Origin of the sequence: Actinotalea alkalitolerans (assembly GCF_023369855.1) — a bacterium.
Lineage (GTDB): Bacteria > Actinomycetota > Actinomycetes > Actinomycetales > Cellulomonadaceae > Actinotalea.
The window spans coordinates 33,050-48,532 of the sequence record NZ_JAMBPP010000023.1 but is presented as its reverse complement, the minus strand read 5'-3'; the positions used below and the strand labels follow the sequence as shown (position 1 = coordinate 48,532).

12 protein-coding genes and 1 rRNA gene are annotated in these 15,483 nt (G+C 72.3%); 7 read left to right on the top strand and 6 right to left on the bottom strand.

The window, feature by feature from the left end:
- Positions 1-69: ribosomal RNA gene (gene rrf / locus M1R94_RS21015) — 5S ribosomal RNA — on the top strand; the annotation flags it as partial.
- Positions 70-796: 727 nt separating this feature from the next.
- On the opposite strand, the gene M1R94_RS19490 is transcribed toward rrf, so the two are convergent.
- A complete protein-coding gene (locus M1R94_RS19490; RefSeq protein WP_249383395.1) occupies positions 797-1,855 on the bottom strand; it encodes a LacI family DNA-binding transcriptional regulator in 1,059 nt (352 codons plus the stop codon).
- A gap of 230 nt (positions 1,856-2,085) precedes the next feature.
- Between M1R94_RS19490 and M1R94_RS19485 the strand changes: the two genes are divergently transcribed.
- From M1R94_RS19485 to M1R94_RS19475, 3 genes are all read left to right on the top strand, one after another.
- Positions 2,086-3,432, top strand: coding sequence for a GAF domain-containing protein (locus M1R94_RS19485; RefSeq protein WP_249383394.1), 1,347 nt, complete (start codon positions 2,086-2,088; stop codon positions 3,430-3,432).
- Between the two features lie 146 nt (positions 3,433-3,578).
- Positions 3,579-5,102, top strand: coding sequence for an acetaldehyde dehydrogenase ExaC (exaC, locus tag M1R94_RS19480; protein ID WP_249383393.1), 1,524 nt, complete (start codon positions 3,579-3,581; stop codon positions 5,100-5,102).
- A gap of 28 nt (positions 5,103-5,130) precedes the next feature.
- Positions 5,131-5,607, top strand: coding sequence for a DUF779 domain-containing protein (locus M1R94_RS19475; RefSeq protein ID WP_249383392.1), 477 nt, complete (start codon positions 5,131-5,133; stop codon positions 5,605-5,607).
- A 20-nt stretch (positions 5,608-5,627) separates the two neighbouring features.
- Here M1R94_RS19475 and trmB read toward each other — a convergent pair whose 3' ends face one another.
- The 5 genes from trmB to M1R94_RS19450 form a co-directional block, all read right to left on the bottom strand.
- A complete protein-coding gene (gene trmB / locus M1R94_RS19470; protein ID WP_249383391.1) occupies positions 5,628-6,383 on the bottom strand; it encodes a tRNA (guanosine(46)-N7)-methyltransferase TrmB in 756 nt (251 codons plus the stop codon).
- Between the two features lie 45 nt (positions 6,384-6,428).
- Positions 6,429-6,848 carry a DUF2510 domain-containing protein gene (locus tag M1R94_RS19465; RefSeq protein ID WP_249383390.1) on the bottom strand — a complete coding sequence of 140 codons (420 nt, stop codon included), beginning with the start codon at positions 6,846-6,848 and terminating at the stop codon, positions 6,429-6,431.
- Positions 6,849-6,896: 48 nt separating this feature from the next.
- Positions 6,897-7,901, bottom strand: a complete 1,005-nt coding sequence (locus M1R94_RS19460) for an alpha/beta hydrolase (protein WP_249383389.1) — start codon at positions 7,899-7,901, stop codon at positions 6,897-6,899.
- A gap of 1 nt (position 7,902) precedes the next feature.
- A complete protein-coding gene (locus tag M1R94_RS19455; protein ID WP_249383388.1) occupies positions 7,903-8,328 on the bottom strand; it encodes a universal stress protein in 426 nt (141 codons plus the stop codon).
- Between the two features lie 109 nt (positions 8,329-8,437).
- Positions 8,438-9,352, bottom strand: coding sequence for an LppM family (lipo)protein (locus M1R94_RS19450; RefSeq protein ID WP_249383387.1), 915 nt, complete (start codon positions 9,350-9,352; stop codon positions 8,438-8,440).
- 155 nt (positions 9,353-9,507) lie between these two features.
- Here M1R94_RS19450 and clpB point away from each other — a divergent pair, with 155 nt between their 5' ends.
- The 3 genes from clpB (at position 9,508) to M1R94_RS19435 (ending at position 15,428) form a co-directional block, all read left to right on the top strand.
- Complete coding sequence (gene clpB, locus M1R94_RS19445) at positions 9,508-12,138, top strand: ATP-dependent chaperone ClpB (protein WP_249383386.1); 2,631 nt, start codon at positions 9,508-9,510, stop codon at positions 12,136-12,138.
- Between the two features lie 63 nt (positions 12,139-12,201).
- Positions 12,202-12,918 carry an HAD family hydrolase gene (locus M1R94_RS19440; RefSeq protein WP_249383385.1) on the top strand — a complete coding sequence of 239 codons (717 nt, stop codon included), beginning with the start codon at positions 12,202-12,204 and terminating at the stop codon, positions 12,916-12,918.
- Entirely contained in the window at positions 12,915-15,428 is a 2,514-nt protein-coding gene (locus M1R94_RS19435; protein WP_249383384.1) for a glycoside hydrolase family 65 protein, read from the top strand. Before M1R94_RS19440 ends, M1R94_RS19435 begins: the two co-directional genes overlap by 4 nt.
- The last annotated feature ends 55 nt before the right edge of the window (positions 15,429-15,483 follow it).

Sequence of the window (15,483 nt, the reverse complement as noted above, 5' to 3'; positions counted from 1 at the left end):
GAAGCTAAGCCCTTCTGCGCCGATGGTACTGCATGGGAGACTGTGTGGGAGAGTAGGTCGCCGCCGAACACCCTTTCAGAAAGGGCCACCCCGTGAGGGGTGGCCCTTTCTGCTGTCCGCTTTCGAGTGGGATGCGCCTTGCACGACCATGCGCGGCCCCACAACGTCGGGCGAGACGAGGCCCGTGCCCTGCCGGCAGCCGCTCGGCAGGGCACGGGCCCCGGTCGGTCAGCTGCGCGGTCGAACGGTCGAAGGACACCGTGCTGCCGGGCGACTGGGCGGCGGTGAAGCCGAGCGGGACCGCGCCCTGGGACCCCTGCTCCAGGGGCTGCTCGAAGTCGTCGACCAGGGTGGGTGGGAGCACCTCCTCGTGCTCGTCGGCCACGGCTGGCAGCACCGCGGGCGCGACCAGCAGGGCAGCCGCCTCCGCGAGGGCCGCACCGGCGCGGGGCAGCGAGCGGGACAGGGAAGCGGTGCGGGGACGCCCGCGGGATGGGGAACCACCGTGCCGGGGCAGGGCTAGGGACTGGATCGCGGACATGACGAGGCCTCTCCTGGTGCAGGTGAAGGGCCGGCGTGACGAGCTCGCCGTTGAGTTGTCGCGCCCCTGGCCGAGACGCGAGAGAGTGCTCTCTGCGGAATCCACACGGCTTTCGAGCAGACAAGGTCTGCGGGCCCACGAGGCGACGCGGCCATGAGGCGACGAGGCGACCGGCCGCGCCGGGCGGGCGACCGACCACCCTGGGTCATGCGTACCGGCGGGCAGGGCGGAGGGCGAGAAGGATCGGCGGTCCGATCAGGTGGACTCGCGTACGACCAGTCGTACCGGCAGCACCACCCGGTCGAGCCCGGCCAGGTCGGGAACCTCCGGGTCGGCCGCGAGATCCAGGTCGGGCCGTGCCCGGGACAGCAGCATCCGCGCCATGACCCGCCCTTGGAGCACCGTCTGCTGGTGAGCCGTGGTCAACGGTGGCTCGGCCGTCGCCGCGAGCGGGATGTCGTCGAAACCCACGACCGCGACGTCGTCGGGCACCCGGCGTCCCGCGAGGCGCAGGGCGCGCAGCGCACCCAGGGCCATCAGGTCCGAGGCGACGAACAGCCCGTCGAGGTCGGGTGCCCGGGTGAGCAGCCGGCGCGTGGCGGCCTCGCCCCCGGCCTGGGTGAAGTCGCCGTGCTCGACGCGGTCGGGGTCGAAGCCGGTGCCGAGCCCCTCGCGGAACCCGTCGAGGCGATCGCGTCCGGCGGCCATGTCGGCGGGCCCGGCGACGGTGCCGATCGTGGACCGCCCCCGTCCGAGGAGGTGCGTCACGGCGGCGCGGGCCCCGCCGACGTTGTCGTTGTCGACCGAGGGGATGTCCAGCTCGGGGCGCATGGGGCGCCCCCCGATGACCACCGGGACCCCCGCCTGGAGCATCGCGCCGGGGATCGGGTCGTGGCTCGCGTGCTCCGAGACCAGCAGGACCCCGTCCAGCGGTGCCGTGCGCAGGTACCGTCCGATGCGGTCCAGGTCGTCGGCGGACTGAGCCATCACCAGGACCATCTGCACGCCCGCCTGCATGAGCTCCTGGCTGACGCCGCGCACGATCCCGGAGAAGAACGGGTCCCCGAACACGCGTGGGTCGGGCTCGGAGGCGACCAGGGCGATGGTGTCGGTCCGTCGGGTGACCAGCGTGCGGGCCGCGCTGTTCGGGACGTAGCCGAGCTCGGTGACGGCCCGCTCGACCCGCTCCCGCAGCTCGGGGGCCACCGACGCCCAGCCGTTGACCACGCGCGAGACGGTGGCGCGTGACACCCCGGCGACCGAGGCGACGTCCTCGAGGTTGGCTCGCGTACGCGCCGGCTTCGACGGTGTCACGCCTCTCCCTCGGCTCGCAGCGGACCGCACCCCGCCCGGGCGTCCTGCAGGTACCCGGTGGGGTTCGCCCGAGAGATGTCCGTCGGGCTCGTCGTGAGCCGATGCTAGTGGACGTCCCGCAGCCCGGACGGCGACCGGACGACGGAGCGCACAGACGGTTAGGCTGCGGTCGTCAGACAGGAACCGTGCACCATCACCCGACGACGGTGTCGAGGGGAGCAGGGATCGGCATGACCACCAGCCCGTGGCTGGCCTGGCCGTCCGGGTCGGACCCGACCGAGCTGGCCTCGCGGTTGCACCGCGCCCACGAGTCCTTCCTCGCCGGAGGGTCGGCGGGAGCGGTGCGTCGCATCGTCCTGGAGTCCTGGGAACGCAGCCGGCGCTCGGGAGTGGACCCCGAGCACCCCCAGATCGGCCTGGACCTCGACTCGCCGGACCTCGCGGCCTACCGGCGTGACCACGCGCTGGCGCCCCTGATGCCGATCGTCCGCAGGATCCTGATCGACGGAGCCGGCTCCGACGGCGTGGTCGTCGGTGTGGCCGACGACGCCGGGCGGCTGCTGTGGGTCGAGGGCGACCGGGCCGTGCTGCGCGCGGTCGAGGACGCCGGCTTCGTCGAGGGCGCCCGGTGGCTCGAGCAGGACGTGGGCACGAGCGCGCCAGGGATCGCACTGGCCACCGACCACGAGGTCCAGGTCTTCGCCGCCGAGCACTTCAGCCGGGCGGTCCAGCCGTGGAGCTGCTCGGCCGCACCCGTCCACGACCCGGTGAGCGGTGCGCTGCTCGGCGTCCTGGACATCACGGGCGGCGATGCTGCGGCCTCTCCCCACATGCTCTCCCTGGCCCGGGCCACCGTCGCGGCGATGGAGGCCGAGCTGGCCGTGCGTGCGCTGCGCGACGCCGCGCACGCACGCCGTCCGGTCCGACGACGGGCCGTCACCCGCGCTCGCCCGCGTCCCGCCGCCGCACCGGCGCCCAGGCTCGAGGTGCTGGGGCGGTCCGCGGGGGCGCTGCACGCGGCTGCCGAGGGTCGCGGGTCGACCACCCTGGCACTCGGTCTGCGCCACTCCGAGATGCTCCTGCTGCTCGCGACCCACCCCGCGGGGCTCTCCGCCGACGGCCTCGCGGTCGAGCTGCACCCCGGCACGCTCTCGGACGTGACGGTCCGGGCGGAGATCTCCCGGCTGCGTCGCGCCGTCGGCCCGCTGCTCGGGGCGTCACGGCCCTACCGGCTCGCGACGCCGCTGCGCACCGACGTCGACGACGTGCGTGAGGACCTGGCCCGGGGGGACGTCGCCGCGGCGGTGAGCCGCTACGCCGGCCCCGTGCTGCCGCGCTCCCAGGCTCCGGGGGTGGTCGCCCTGCGGCACGAGGTCGACGCGGAGGTGCGGGCAGCGGTCGAGGACACCGACGACGTCGCGGCCGTCGTGGCGTGGACCCTGAGCGCGGCGGGCGCCGAGGACTGGTCCGCGTGGCAGCGGCTGACCGCGCTGATGCCTGCCGGGTCACCGGGGGCGGCCCGGGCGAGGGCTCGCCTCCGCCTGCTCGACCGGACGCTGGGCGGCGTGACGGACTGAGACGTCCGCCGCCCGTCCGCGAGGGTGTCCCGCGCAACCCTTGTGCAACCTCGGCCGACCTACGGTCACGGCGTGGCGCGTCGCAACGGTGCGACGCCCCCGGGCCCACGACCTGGACCCGGCCCACCGGTATGGAGGTTCCACCCGTGACCGTCTACGCCCCTCCCGGCTCGCCCGACAGCCTGGCCACCTTCCGCGACCGCTACGACCACTGGATCGGCGGCGAGTACGTCGCACCCGTCTCGGGTCGCTACTTCGAGAACCCGTCGCCGGTGACCGGCCGGACCTTCACCGAGGTCGCGCGCGGTGATGCCGCGGACATCGAGCGCGCGCTGGACGCCGCGCACGGCGCGGCTCGCGCCTGGGGGAGGACGACGGCGACCGAGCGTGCCGTGATCCTCAACAAGGTCGCCGACCGGATGGAGGCCAACCTGGAGATGCTCGCGGTGGCCGAGACCTGGGACAACGGCAAGGCCGTGCGCGAGACCATCGGCGCCGACCTGCCGCTGGCCATCGACCACTTCCGCTACTTCGCCGGTGCGATCCGTGCCGAGGAGGGCTCGATCTCGCAGATCGACGAGGACACCGTCGCCTACCACTTCCACGAGCCGCTCGGGGTCGTCGGGCAGATCATCCCGTGGAACTTCCCGCTGCTGATGGCGGTGTGGAAGATCGCGCCGGCGCTCGCGGCCGGCAACTGCATCGTGCTCAAGCCCGCTGAGCAGACCCCCGTGTCGATCATGGTCCTGATGGAGCTGGTCGCCGACATCCTGCCCCCCGGCGTGCTCAACGTCGTCAACGGGTTCGGTGTCGAGGCAGGCAAGCCCCTCGCGTCCTCCCCCCGCATCCGCAAGATCGCCTTCACCGGTGAGACCACCACCGGCCGACTGATCATGCAGTACGCGAGCCAGAACCTCATCCCGGTGACCCTCGAGCTCGGCGGCAAGAGCCCCAACATCTTCTTCGAGGACGTCGCCCGCGAGCAGGACGACTACTACAGCAAGACGCTCGAGGGCTTCACCATGTTCGCCTTCAACCAGGGTGAGGTGTGCACGGCCCCGTCCCGCGCGCTGATCCAGCAGTCCATCTACGACGGGTTCCTGGGCGACGCGGTCGAGCGCACCCGGGCGATCGTGCAGGGCAACCCCCTGGACACCGCGACGATGATGGGCGCCCAGGCCTCCAACGACCAGCTCGAGAAGATCCTCAGCTACGTCGACATCGGCAAGGCCGAGGGGGCGACGCTGGTCACCGGCGGCGAGCGCAACCACCTCGAGGGCGACCTGGCGGGGGGCTACTACATGCAGCCGACGATCTTCGAGGGCAAGAACTCGATGCGGATCTTCCAGGAGGAGATCTTCGGGCCGGTGCTCGCGGTGACCGGGTTCTCGGACTACGACGACGCGCTGTCCATCGCCAACGACACCTTGTACGGCCTGGGCGCCGGGGTGTGGACCCGTGAGGCGAACCTCGCCTACCGGGCCGGGCGCGAGATCCAGGCGGGCCGGGTGTGGACCAACTGCTACCACGCCTACCCCGCAGCAGCGGCCTTCGGTGGCTACAAGGGCTCGGGCATCGGCCGGGAGAACCACAAGATGATGCTCGACCACTACCAGCAGACCAAGAACCTGCTGGTCTCCTACTCGGCCCAGAAGCTCGGGTTCTTCTGAGCGGCGGCCGGAGGGAGAGGGTTCGGGCATGGACGAGGTGAGCGCGGTCCCGGAACGGGTGGCGCTGACGCCTGCCGCGGAGCAGCTGCTGCGGACGCTGCGTCGTCAGCACGGCGAGCTGATGTTCCACCAGTCCGGGGGGTGCTGCGACGGGTCGTCCCCGATGTGCTACCCCGACGGCGACTTCCTCACCGGTGACGCCGACGTGCAGCTGGGTCTGCTGCGCGTCCCCGGCGAGGTGCCCGGGGGGGACGTGGACGGCGGGCCCGGTGCCGGCCAGGACGCCGGGCCCGACGCCGAGCCCTTCACCGTGCCGGTGTGGATGAGCCGCAACCAGTTCGAGTACTGGAAGCACACCCACCTGACCATCGACGTCGTCCCGGGCCGGGGCGCCGGGTTCTCCCTCGAGGCGCCCGAGGGGGTGCGGTTCCTCATCCGCTCGCGCCTCTTCGACGACGACGAGTCCCGGGCCCTGCTCGCGGCCGAGGGACGAGCGCCCGCGTGAGGCGGTGACCCGCACGGCGGCTACGGGACGGAGGCCGTCGTGCGGGTCATGACCAGGTCGTGGATCGGGTGGCCGAGGTCCAGGCCGCGCTGCTCGAACTTGGTCACCGGTCGGTCCGCCGGGCGCGGTGCGTACCCGTCGTGGGGGTTGACCAGGCCGGGGTCCGCCTCGAGCGTCTCGAGCATCGAGGCGGCGTAAGGGGCCCAGTCGGTCGCGCAGTGCAGGGTGCCCCCGGGCGCGAGCCGGGAACGCATCAGGGCGACGTGCTCGGGCGAGATGATGCGGCGCTTGTGGTGACGGGCCTTGGGCCACGGGTCGGGGAAGAAGACGTGCACCGCGTGCAGCGAGCCCGGCGTGACCTGGTCGCGCAGCAGGTCCAGAGCGTCGCCGTGGGCGACCCGCAGGTTCGTCAGCCCCAGCCATCGGATGCGGCGCAAGGTGCTGGCCACCCCCGGCACGTGCGCCTCGACCGCGAGGTGGTCGTGCTCGGGGTGCGCCGCCGCGGTGGCCGCCACGGCCTCGCCCATCCCTGAGCCGATCTCCAGCACCACCGGGGCGGACCGGCCGAAGAGCGTGGTGGTGTCCAGGTGACCCTGCGGGGTCAGCGGTGGTGCACCGTTCGTGTCGTCGTGCACGGAGAAGCCGTAGGCGTCCCAGAGCGTCTCGACGGCCTTGCGCTGCCCGCGTCGCAGCGGGCTGCGGCGAGGGTGGAAGGTCCGGATCGGGTCGTGCGCGGAGGCCGGGACGTGCGAGAAGCGGTCGGTCGGCGAGGTCACGCCCGTCACGCTACCCACTGGTCTCCGAAGCGCTGCCCACGGGTCTCAGAACAGGGCGCCGGTCAGTGCCAGGACCCCCAGGACGGTGCCGAGTGCTCCCGCGATGATCGCGAAGACCGAACGGCCCGATCCGTGACCCCCGTGACGGGCCTTGCGCAGACCCCAGGTCCCGAGCCACACGGCCACCGGACCCAACGGCCACACCAGGAGGGCGATCAGACCGACGTAGCCGGCCACGATGGAGACCCCGGAGCGACCGGTGGGGACGATCCAGTGGAGCGGGTCCGAGGGTTCCTCGCCCGAGCCCCGTGGTGCGGTCGCGGGTGCACCGTGCTGCCACACGGGAGCCGCCGGGGGTGGCACGGGGGTGACCTGGTCGGTCCACTGCACGCCGTCGTACCAGCGCAGCTGCCCGGCGGTCGCGGGGCACGGGTACCAGCCAGGCTGGACGTGGGTCGCGGTCATGCCTGGGCTGTCGACACCGAGACGGCCGTCCTTGAGGAGCGGTCCCGATCAGGGCAGCCGGTCACCGAGCCACGAGCGGATCGCGTCGAAGTATGCGCTGCGCGCCGGCTCGGGGGACAGCGCGAGGTCGTGGATCCCACCCTCGATCTGCACCACGGTGACGTCGGGGCCCAGCAGGGGGGCACGCTGCACGATGTGCTCGACCGCGAGCACGCTGTCGGTGCGGTCCAGGCGGTCGTGCCACCGGTCCGAGGGCCCGGTCTCGGTCGAGGCGCAGACCAGCACGGGGACGTCGATCGCGAGGCCACGGGCGACCGCCCGGTGGGCCCGCCGGATGGTCCGGAGCCACCCGGCACGTGCGCCGAAGCCCAGGTCGGGCTTCCACGCCAGGTCGTACTCCCAGCCCGCGGTCTCGTGCAGGTACTCCCCGTAGTAGCGGTCGACCCCGCCGACCACGAGCCGTGGGAGCACCCGGCCGACCACGTCGACCACCCGGGTGGTCACGACCCGGTCGAACCACGGCTTGTTGAGGTCGAACCAGGGGCTGTTGAGCACCAGGGCGTCCGGGCCCGACGGGCTCCCGCGGCGCGCGTGGGCCCACAGGCTGACCAGCAGCCCGCCGGTGGAGTGCCCGTTGGCGACGACCAGGTCGTGTCCCTCCTCCTCGCGCAGGATCCGTACCGCGAGGTCCAGCTCCTCGGCGTGCACCGCGAGCTCGGTGCAGTAGTTCGCCAGCTGGTGGGGCAGCAGGGAGCGGCCGTGGGTGCGCAGGTCCAGGGCGTAGAAGTCGTAGCCTGCGGCGTCCCAGAAGTCACCGAGGTGTCGCTGGAAGAAGTAGTCGACGTAGCCGTGGACGTAGAGCACTGCCCGGCGACGGGGTGCCTCGGCCGACGGCGTGCGGCGCACCAGCGTGGCGACCGCCTCACCGTGGTCGTCGGGCGTCAGCCTCAGGGTCCGGGCCTGCCAGCCCTCGCCCAGGAGGTCGGGCCGCCACGGTGCGGGCACGGTGGCGCCGGTGCTGGCGCGGTCGTCGGTGCTCGGCGGGTGTCCCATGTCAGGCGCCAGAGCTCGGTCCCGCGTCACGACGTCGGTGAGGGGCCTTGACGGCCGTCACCGGGCACGGCGACTCGAGCAGGATCCGCTGGGAGTTGCTGCCCAGCAGGAGCTTGCCGACCGGGGTCCGGTGCCGCAGCCCGATGACGACGAGGGCTGCCGAGAGCTCGGTGGCCATGCCCACGATCTCGTCGGCGACGTCCTTGCCGCGCACCAGCTGGCGGATCGAGTACCGAAGACCCGTGGGGTCGAGGGCCGCGCGGACCCGGGCGACGTCCTCGTCGGTCGCGAAGCTCGACCTGGGTTCGCTCACCGGGGACACGTTCACCAGGACCAGGTCGTGCCCGTGCGTCCGGGCCTCGACGATGGCGTGCTGCAGCGCGGCCTCGCCCTGGGGGGTGGGGGTGTAGCCGACGATGATCGACATGTCGTCCTCCTCGTGCGACCGGGTCGACGGTGACCTTGCCGCTCAGGTGTGATCATGCCAGGCCCGGGCCTGCGGGTGCCCGCAGGCGCGGGCGGCCCGGCGACTCGTCTCAGGAGGTCGGTCGGTCCTCCTCGGGGGGGACGACCTCGGTCGGGTCGACCGGGGGCGCGGTCGGCGGGTAGGGCGCTGCGGGTGCCGGGGGAGCGACAGGTGCGGGCGGATCGGTGGCTGCCGGCGGAGCGGCGGGCGCGACCGGCTCCGGAGGGCCTGAGGGGTCGATGGCCGCCGGACCGTCGCTCACCACGGCCTGCTGGGGGATGCCCTGCGGGACCGCGACCGCGTCGTCGCGGTCGGGAGTGCTGCGGGACCGCGTCACGAGGAGGACGACCAGGCCGGCGGCGACCAGGAGCGCTGCGACGAGCCCAGCCAGGAGGCCGGCGGACAGTCCGCCGCCGCCCTCGACGGCGCTACCCCGCGCCTGCATCTCGAGCCGTTCGCCGGCCACCGCGACCCAGGTGACGCGACGCCCGTCGATGACGCCGTTGTGGTCGCTCACCGATCCCGGGAAGGTCACGGCGACCCGCACGTCGAAGTCCTGCGAGAGGCCCTGCTCCTGGGCGTCGGCCACCTGCGTGAGGTCGAGCACCCCGGTGACGACGAACTCGTCGCCCTCGCGGACGACGTCCAGCCCGTCCTGACCCTCCTCGCCCCCGAAGAGGTCGAGCTGCTCGCCCTCGAAGTGCAGGGTGGTCCCCGTGAAGTCGTCCTGCTCGTAGGGCTCGGTGCGGGCGTTCTCCGGTCCGTCCTGGCTGGCCAGGAGCTGGTCCTGCAGCTCCTGGGAGAGGTCGGCCGGGTCCTGCCCGGAGAGCTCGGCGAGCTCGGAGGAGATCGCGAAGACCATCGACCCGTCGACGGTGTCGTCGGGCTGCAGGGCGAGGTCGACGTCCAGGCGCACGCAGCCGCTCAGGGCGAGGGTCGTCAGGGCGGCGAGGACCGTGGCCTCGAGCAGTCGTGGAGTGCGCATGCTCGACCCTCCCACAGGGATGCGGGCAGACGCAGGCCGAGATCGTGGGCCGGGCGCGGGCCGCGGCGGGCTCGCGTCTCGGAGTTGAGCGGAATAGGCTCAAGTCTGAGGCGGTTGTCGTGACCAGACGACATCGCGATGCGGAGGACGCCCGGATGGAACCGAAGTTCACCACCATGGCCCAGGAGGCGCTGGCACACGCCCTGCAGGCGGCCTCCGCCGCAGGCAACCCCCAGCTCGAGCCGGTACACCTCCTGGAGTCGCTGCTCAGCCGCCCCGGCGGGGTGACGAGCGGCCTGCTCGACGCGGTCGGTGCCGACCGTGCCGCCGTCACGCGGCGGGTCGCGGCCGCGCGGTCAGCCCTCCCCGCAGCCTCGGGCGGCTCGATGGCACAGCCCACGCTCTCCCGCTCGATGAGCGTGGTGATCAGCACCGCGCAGGCGGAGGCCCAGGCGTTGAGCGACGAGTACGTCTCGACCGAGCACCTCCTGCTCGGCATCGCCGCGGGTGCCTCGGCCGCGGGCGAGGTGCTGCGCTCCGCCGGAGCGACACGTGACGCGCTCGCTGCGGCTCTGCCCACGGTGCGGGGCTCCGCACGGGTCACCTCGCCCGACGCCGAGGAGACCTACCAGGCGTTGGAGAAGTACGGCGTCGACCTGACCGCGGCCGCACGGGACGGGCGCCTGGACCCGGTGATCGGCCGCGACAGCGAGATCCGCCGCGTGGTGCAGGTGCTTTCGCGGCGAACCAAGAACAACCCCGTCCTCATCGGGGAGCCCGGCGTCGGGAAGACCGCCGTCGTCGAGGGGCTCGCGCAGCGGATCGTCGCCGGCGACGTCCCGGTCTCGTTGCGGGGCAAGCGCCTGATCTCCCTGGACCTGGCCTCGATGGTCGCCGGCGCCAAGTACCGCGGGGAGTTCGAGGAGCGGCTCAAGGCCGTGCTCGAGGAGATCAAGTCCTCCGACGGCGAGATCGTCACCTTCATCGACGAGCTGCACACCGTGGTCGGTGCCGGAGCCGCCGAAGGGTCGATGGACGCCGGCAACATGCTCAAGCCCATGCTGGCCCGTGGCGAGCTGCGGATGGTCGGCGCGACCACGCTCGACGAGTTCCGCGAGCACGTCGAGAAGGACCCGGCCCTCGAGCGGCGCTTCCAGCAGGTCTTCGTGGGCGAGCCCAGCGTGCCCGACACGGTCGCCATCCTGCGCGGTCTCAAGGAGCGCTACGAGGCCCACCACAAGGTCGGGATCTCCGACGCAGCCCTGGTGGCCGCCGCGACCCTCGCCGACCGGTACATCCCGGCCCGCCAGCTCCCCGACAAGGCGATCGACCTGATCGACGAGGCGGCCTCCCGGCTGCGCATGGAGCTGGACTCCTCGCCGGTCGAGATCGACGCGCTGCAGCGTGCGGTGGACCGGCTCACCATGGAGGAGTCCTACCTCTCCGAGGCCGAGGACGACGCCTCGCGCGACCGGCTCGACAAGCTGCGGGCCGAGCTCGCCGACCGGCGCGAGGAGCTCGCGGCGCTGACCACCCGGTGGGAGCGCGAGAAGGCCGGTCAGAACCGCCTCGGTGACCTGCGTGTCCGCCTCGACGAGCTCAAGGTCGCCGCCGAGCGATCGCAGCGCGAAGGGGACCTGGCGACCGCCTCGAGGCTGCTCTACGGCGAGATCCCCTCGGTCGAGAAGGAGATCGCCGCCGCCGAGGCCGCCGAGCGCGGCAAGGGTGGCGCGGGTCACGGTGCCGTCGACGGCGTGACCCCCGAGCAGGCCGAGGCGCCGATGATCGCCGAGAAGGTCGGCCCCGACGAGATCGCCGAGGTCGTCTCGGCCTGGACCGGCATCCCGACCGGGCGTCTGCTCGAGGGCGAGACCGCCAAGCTCCTGCGGATGGAAGAGGTCATCGGGGCCCGTCTGATCGGGCAGCGCCGCGCCGTCGGCGCGGTCTCGGACGCCGTCCGCCGCTCGCGCGCGGGCGTCGCCGACCCCGACCGCCCGACCGGCTCCTTCCTGTTCCTCGGGCCCACCGGGGTCGGCAAGACCGAGCTCGCCAAGGCGCTCGCCGACTTCCTCTTCGACGACGAGCGCGCGATGGTCCGCATCGACATGTCCGAGTACTCCGAGAAGCACTCGGTGGCCCGGCTCGTCGGTGCCCCTCCCGGGTACGTCGGGTACGAGGAGGGCGGTCAGCTCACCGAGGCGGTGCGCCGACGGCCCTACTCGGTCGTGCTGCTCGACGAGGTCGAGAAGGCCCACCCCGAGGTCTTCGACATCCTGCTCCAGGTGCTCGACGACGGCCGCCTGACCGACGGTCAGGGCCGCACCGTGGACTTCCGCAGCACGATCCTGGTGCTCACCTCCAACCTCGGCTCGCAGTTCCTGGTCGACCCGCTCCTCGACGACACCGCCAAGCACGCGGCGGTCATGGGTGCGGTCCGCACCGCGTTCAAGCCCGAGTTCGTCAACCGCCTCGACGACGTCGTCATCTTCGACGCGTTGAGCCTGGCCGAGCTGGGCAGCATCGTGGACCTGCAGATCGAGCGACTCGCCGAGCGGCTCGCCGACCGCCGCCTCACCCTGCAGGTGACCGCAGCAGCCCGCGAGTGGCTCGCGATCGAGGGCTTCGACCCGGCCTACGGGGCGCGCCCGCTGCGCCGGCTGGTCCAGCGTCAGATCGGGGACACGCTCGCACGTCTGCTGCTCTCGGGTGAGGTCCAGGACGGTTCGACCGTGGTCGTCGACCGCGGCGAGCAGGACGGGGCGGGCCTGGTGCTGACCGCGGGCTGACACCGACGGCGATTCACCCGGGCAACGTCGTGGAGCGCCGTGATCACCGGATAGCGTCGTTCCATGGACTGGGACCTGTACGACGCAGCGCTGTTCGACCTCGACGGCGTGCTGACCCCCACGGCCGACGTGCACATGCACGCGTGGCGCCAGATGTTCACCGACTACTTCGAGGCGCACGACGTGCAGCCCCCGTACACCGATGACGACTACTTCGCGTTCGTCGACGGCAAGCCCCGGTACGACGGCGTGCGGTCCGCCCTCGCCTCGCGCGGGGTCGTGCTGCCCGAGGGTGACCCGTCGGACGCCCCGGGCACCCCGACGGTGTGCGGGCTCGGGAACACCAAGAACGCGGTGTTCTCCTCGATCCTGGCCACCGAGGGCGTCGAGCCCTACCCCGGCTCGGTGCAGCTGCTGGACGCGCTGCTCGAGCGGGGCACCGCGGTGGCCGTCGTCTCGAGCTCGCGCAACGCCCCGGCGGTGCTGGCCGCGGCAGGCCTGGCCGACCGCTTCACGGTCGTCGTCGACGGCGAGGTCGCCCGGGCGACGGGACTCGCGGGCAAGCCCTCCCCGGCGACCTACGAGCACGCGGCGCAGGCCGTGGGAGCCAGCGTGGAACGGTCGGTCGTCGTCGAGGACGCCGTCTCGGGCGTTGCCGCCGGGCGCGCCGGGGGCTTCGGCCTGGTGGTCGGGGTCGACCGCGGCGCCGGGGTGCAGACGCTGCTCGACGCCGGTGCGGACATCGTGGTGCAGGACCTCGCCGAGCTGGTGACGCGATGACCGGGGAGGCGCCCAGCCCCTCGGTGGGCACCCTCGGCGACCTGCCCGACCACGTCGACCGCAACCGCTTCCCCGCCGACCCGTGGCGGCTCACCGAGGCCTTCTTCGACGAGGAGGACCTCGGCACCACCGAGACCCTCTTCGCGGTGGGCAACGGGTACCTGGGCATGCGCGGCAACCTCACCGAGGGGCGACCGAGCCACAGCCACGGGACGTTCATCAACGGGTTCCACGAGACCTGGCCGATCCGCCACGCCGAGGAGGCGTTCGGGTTCGCGCAGGTCGGGCAGACCATCGTCAACGTCCCCGACGCCAAGATCATGCGGCTCTACGTCGATGACGAGCCGATGCTGCTCTCGGTCGCCGACCTCATCTCCTACGACCGCACGCTGGACTTCGCCGACGGTGTGCTGACCCGCGACCTGCTGTGGCGCACCCCCGCGGGCAACCGCGTGCACGTGCGGTCGCGACGCATGGTGTCCTTCACCCAGCGGCACCTCGCGGTGCTGACCCTCGAGGTCACGGTGCTCGACAACCCCGTGCCCGTGGTGGTGTCCTCGCAGATCCTCAACCGCCAGGACGGCCTCGACGAGTTCCGTAGCCGCACCGCCGCCGGGGGCATGGTCGACCCGCGCCGTGGCGAGCAGTTCGAGCAGCGGGTGCTCCAGCCGATGACCCACTGGGGCGATGACGACCGCGTGGTCCTCGGGTACCGCTGCACCAACTCGCGCATGGCGCTCGCCGTCGCGGCCGACCACACGGTCGAGACCGACAACGACTACGAGACTCTCACCGAGGTGGAGAGCGACCAGGCCAAGCACGTGTTCCGGTTCCGGGCCAAGCCCGGCAAGAAGATCCGGATCACCAAGACGATCAGCTATCACACCTCGCGCAACGTGCCGGCCGTCGAGCTGGTCAACCGGTGCCGCCGCACACTGGACCGGGTGCGCGAGGAGGGCACCGACAAGCAGTTCGCCGACCAGCGAGCGTGGCTCGACGCCTACTGGGAACGGTCCGACGTCGAGGTCGAGGGCCACCCCGAGGTCCAGCAGGCGATCCGCTGGAACCTCTTCCAGCTGGCGCAGGCGGCCGCGCGGGCCGAGGGCAACGGGATCTCCGCGAAGGGGGTGACCGGGTCGGGGTACAGCGGGCACTACTTCTGGGACACCGAGATCTACGTCGTGCCGTACTTCATCTACACCTCGCCGCTGTTCGCGAGGAACGCGGTGCGCTTCCGTTACACGATGCTCCCCGCGGCCAAGCGGCGGGCGCAGGAGCTCACGCAGCACGGCGTGCTGTTCCCCTGGCGCACCATCAACGGCGAGGAGGCCTCGGCGTACTACGCCGCGGGGACCGCGCAGTACCACATCGACGCCGACGTCTCCTACGCGGTGAGCAAGTACGTGCAGGCCACCGGTGACGAGGAGTTCATGGCCCGCGAGGGAGTGGACATCCTGGTGCAGACCGCGCGGATGTGGGCCGACCTCGGCTTCTGGCGGGGCAACGGCGAGGACTCGTTCCACATCCACGGGGTCACCGGTCCCGACGAGTACACCACCGTGGTCAACGACAACCTGTACACGAACGTGATGGCGCGCTTCAACCTCCGGCGGGCCGCGGAGGCCGTGCGCCACCTCGAGGCCAGCTGGCCGCAGGAGCACGCCCGCATGGTGGCGCGGCTCGACCTGCGGGGCGGTGAGGTCGCCGAGTGGGATCGTGCCGCCGAGGCGATGGCGATCCCCTTCGACGCCAACCTCGGCATCCACCCCCAGGACTCGCACTTCCACGAGCGCGAGGTCTGGGACCTGCCGAGCACCCCGGCCGACAAGCGCCCGCTGCTGCTCCACTACCACCCGCTGGTCATCTACCGGTTCCAGGTGCTCAAGCAGGCAGACGTCGTGCTCGCGCTCTTCCTGCAGGGCGAGCACTTCAGCGCCGAGGAGAAGCGGGCCGACTTCGAGTACTACGACCCGATCACCACGGGGGACTCGACCCTGTCCGGGGTGGTCCAGTCGATCGTCGCCGCCGAGGTGGGCTACCACGAGCTCGCGCTGCGCTACTTCCACGACGCCCTGTTCGTGGACCTCGGGGACCTGCACCACAACACCTCGGACGGCGTGCACGTCGCCTCGGCCGGCGGCGTGTGGAGCGCCCTGGTCCACGGCTTCGGTGGCATGCGGGACTACGAGGGCAAGGTGTCCTTCGACCCTCGCCTGCCGGTGTCCTGGCCGTCGCTGACGTTCCGGCTCACCGTGCGAGGCACCCGGGTCCGGGTCCAGGTGCGTGCGGAGGCGATCGAGCTCACGGTCGAGACCGGCCCCGCCCTCGTCGTCTCGGTGCGAGGTCAGGACGTCATGCTGTCCCGTGCGGAGCCGGTGACCGTGCCCCTGGACGGTCAGGGACCGCAGATCAGCGGTGAGCCGGACGCGACGGCGCTGCGCGGGACGCTCCGTGCCGACGGCACGGTGATCACCGCATCCGTCCCGCACCACTCGGGGCTGAACCGCTGACGTCCCAGGGAGTGTGCTGCTGTCGCGTCAGACGCCGCCAGGGCCCGGGTCGGTG

What these genes read in the sequence shown, in the direction of transcription:
- M1R94_RS19450 (WP_249383387.1), bottom strand. Translation starts at nt 9,352, where the DNA reads ATGCGCACTCCACGACTGCTCGAGGCCACGGTCCTCGCCGCCCTGACG.
- M1R94_RS19465 (WP_249383390.1), bottom strand. Translation starts at nt 6,848, where the DNA reads ATGACCGCGACCCACGTCCAGCCTGGCTGGTACCCGTGCCCCGCGACC.
- clpB (WP_249383386.1), top strand. Translation starts at nt 9,508, where the DNA reads ATGGAACCGAAGTTCACCACCATGGCCCAGGAGGCGCTGGCACACGCC.
- M1R94_RS19435 (WP_249383384.1), top strand. Translation starts at nt 12,915, where the DNA reads ATGACCGGGGAGGCGCCCAGCCCCTCGGTGGGCACCCTCGGCGACCTG.
- M1R94_RS19485 (WP_249383394.1), top strand. Translation starts at nt 2,086, where the DNA reads ATGACCACCAGCCCGTGGCTGGCCTGGCCGTCCGGGTCGGACCCGACC.
- M1R94_RS19455 (WP_249383388.1), bottom strand. Translation starts at nt 8,328, where the DNA reads ATGTCGATCATCGTCGGCTACACCCCCACCCCCCAGGGCGAGGCCGCG.
- M1R94_RS19460 (WP_249383389.1), bottom strand. Translation starts at nt 7,901, where the DNA reads ATGGGACACCCGCCGAGCACCGACGACCGCGCCAGCACCGGCGCCACC.
- M1R94_RS19475 (WP_249383392.1), top strand. Translation starts at nt 5,131, where the DNA reads ATGGACGAGGTGAGCGCGGTCCCGGAACGGGTGGCGCTGACGCCTGCC.
- M1R94_RS19440 (WP_249383385.1), top strand. Translation starts at nt 12,202, where the DNA reads ATGGACTGGGACCTGTACGACGCAGCGCTGTTCGACCTCGACGGCGTG.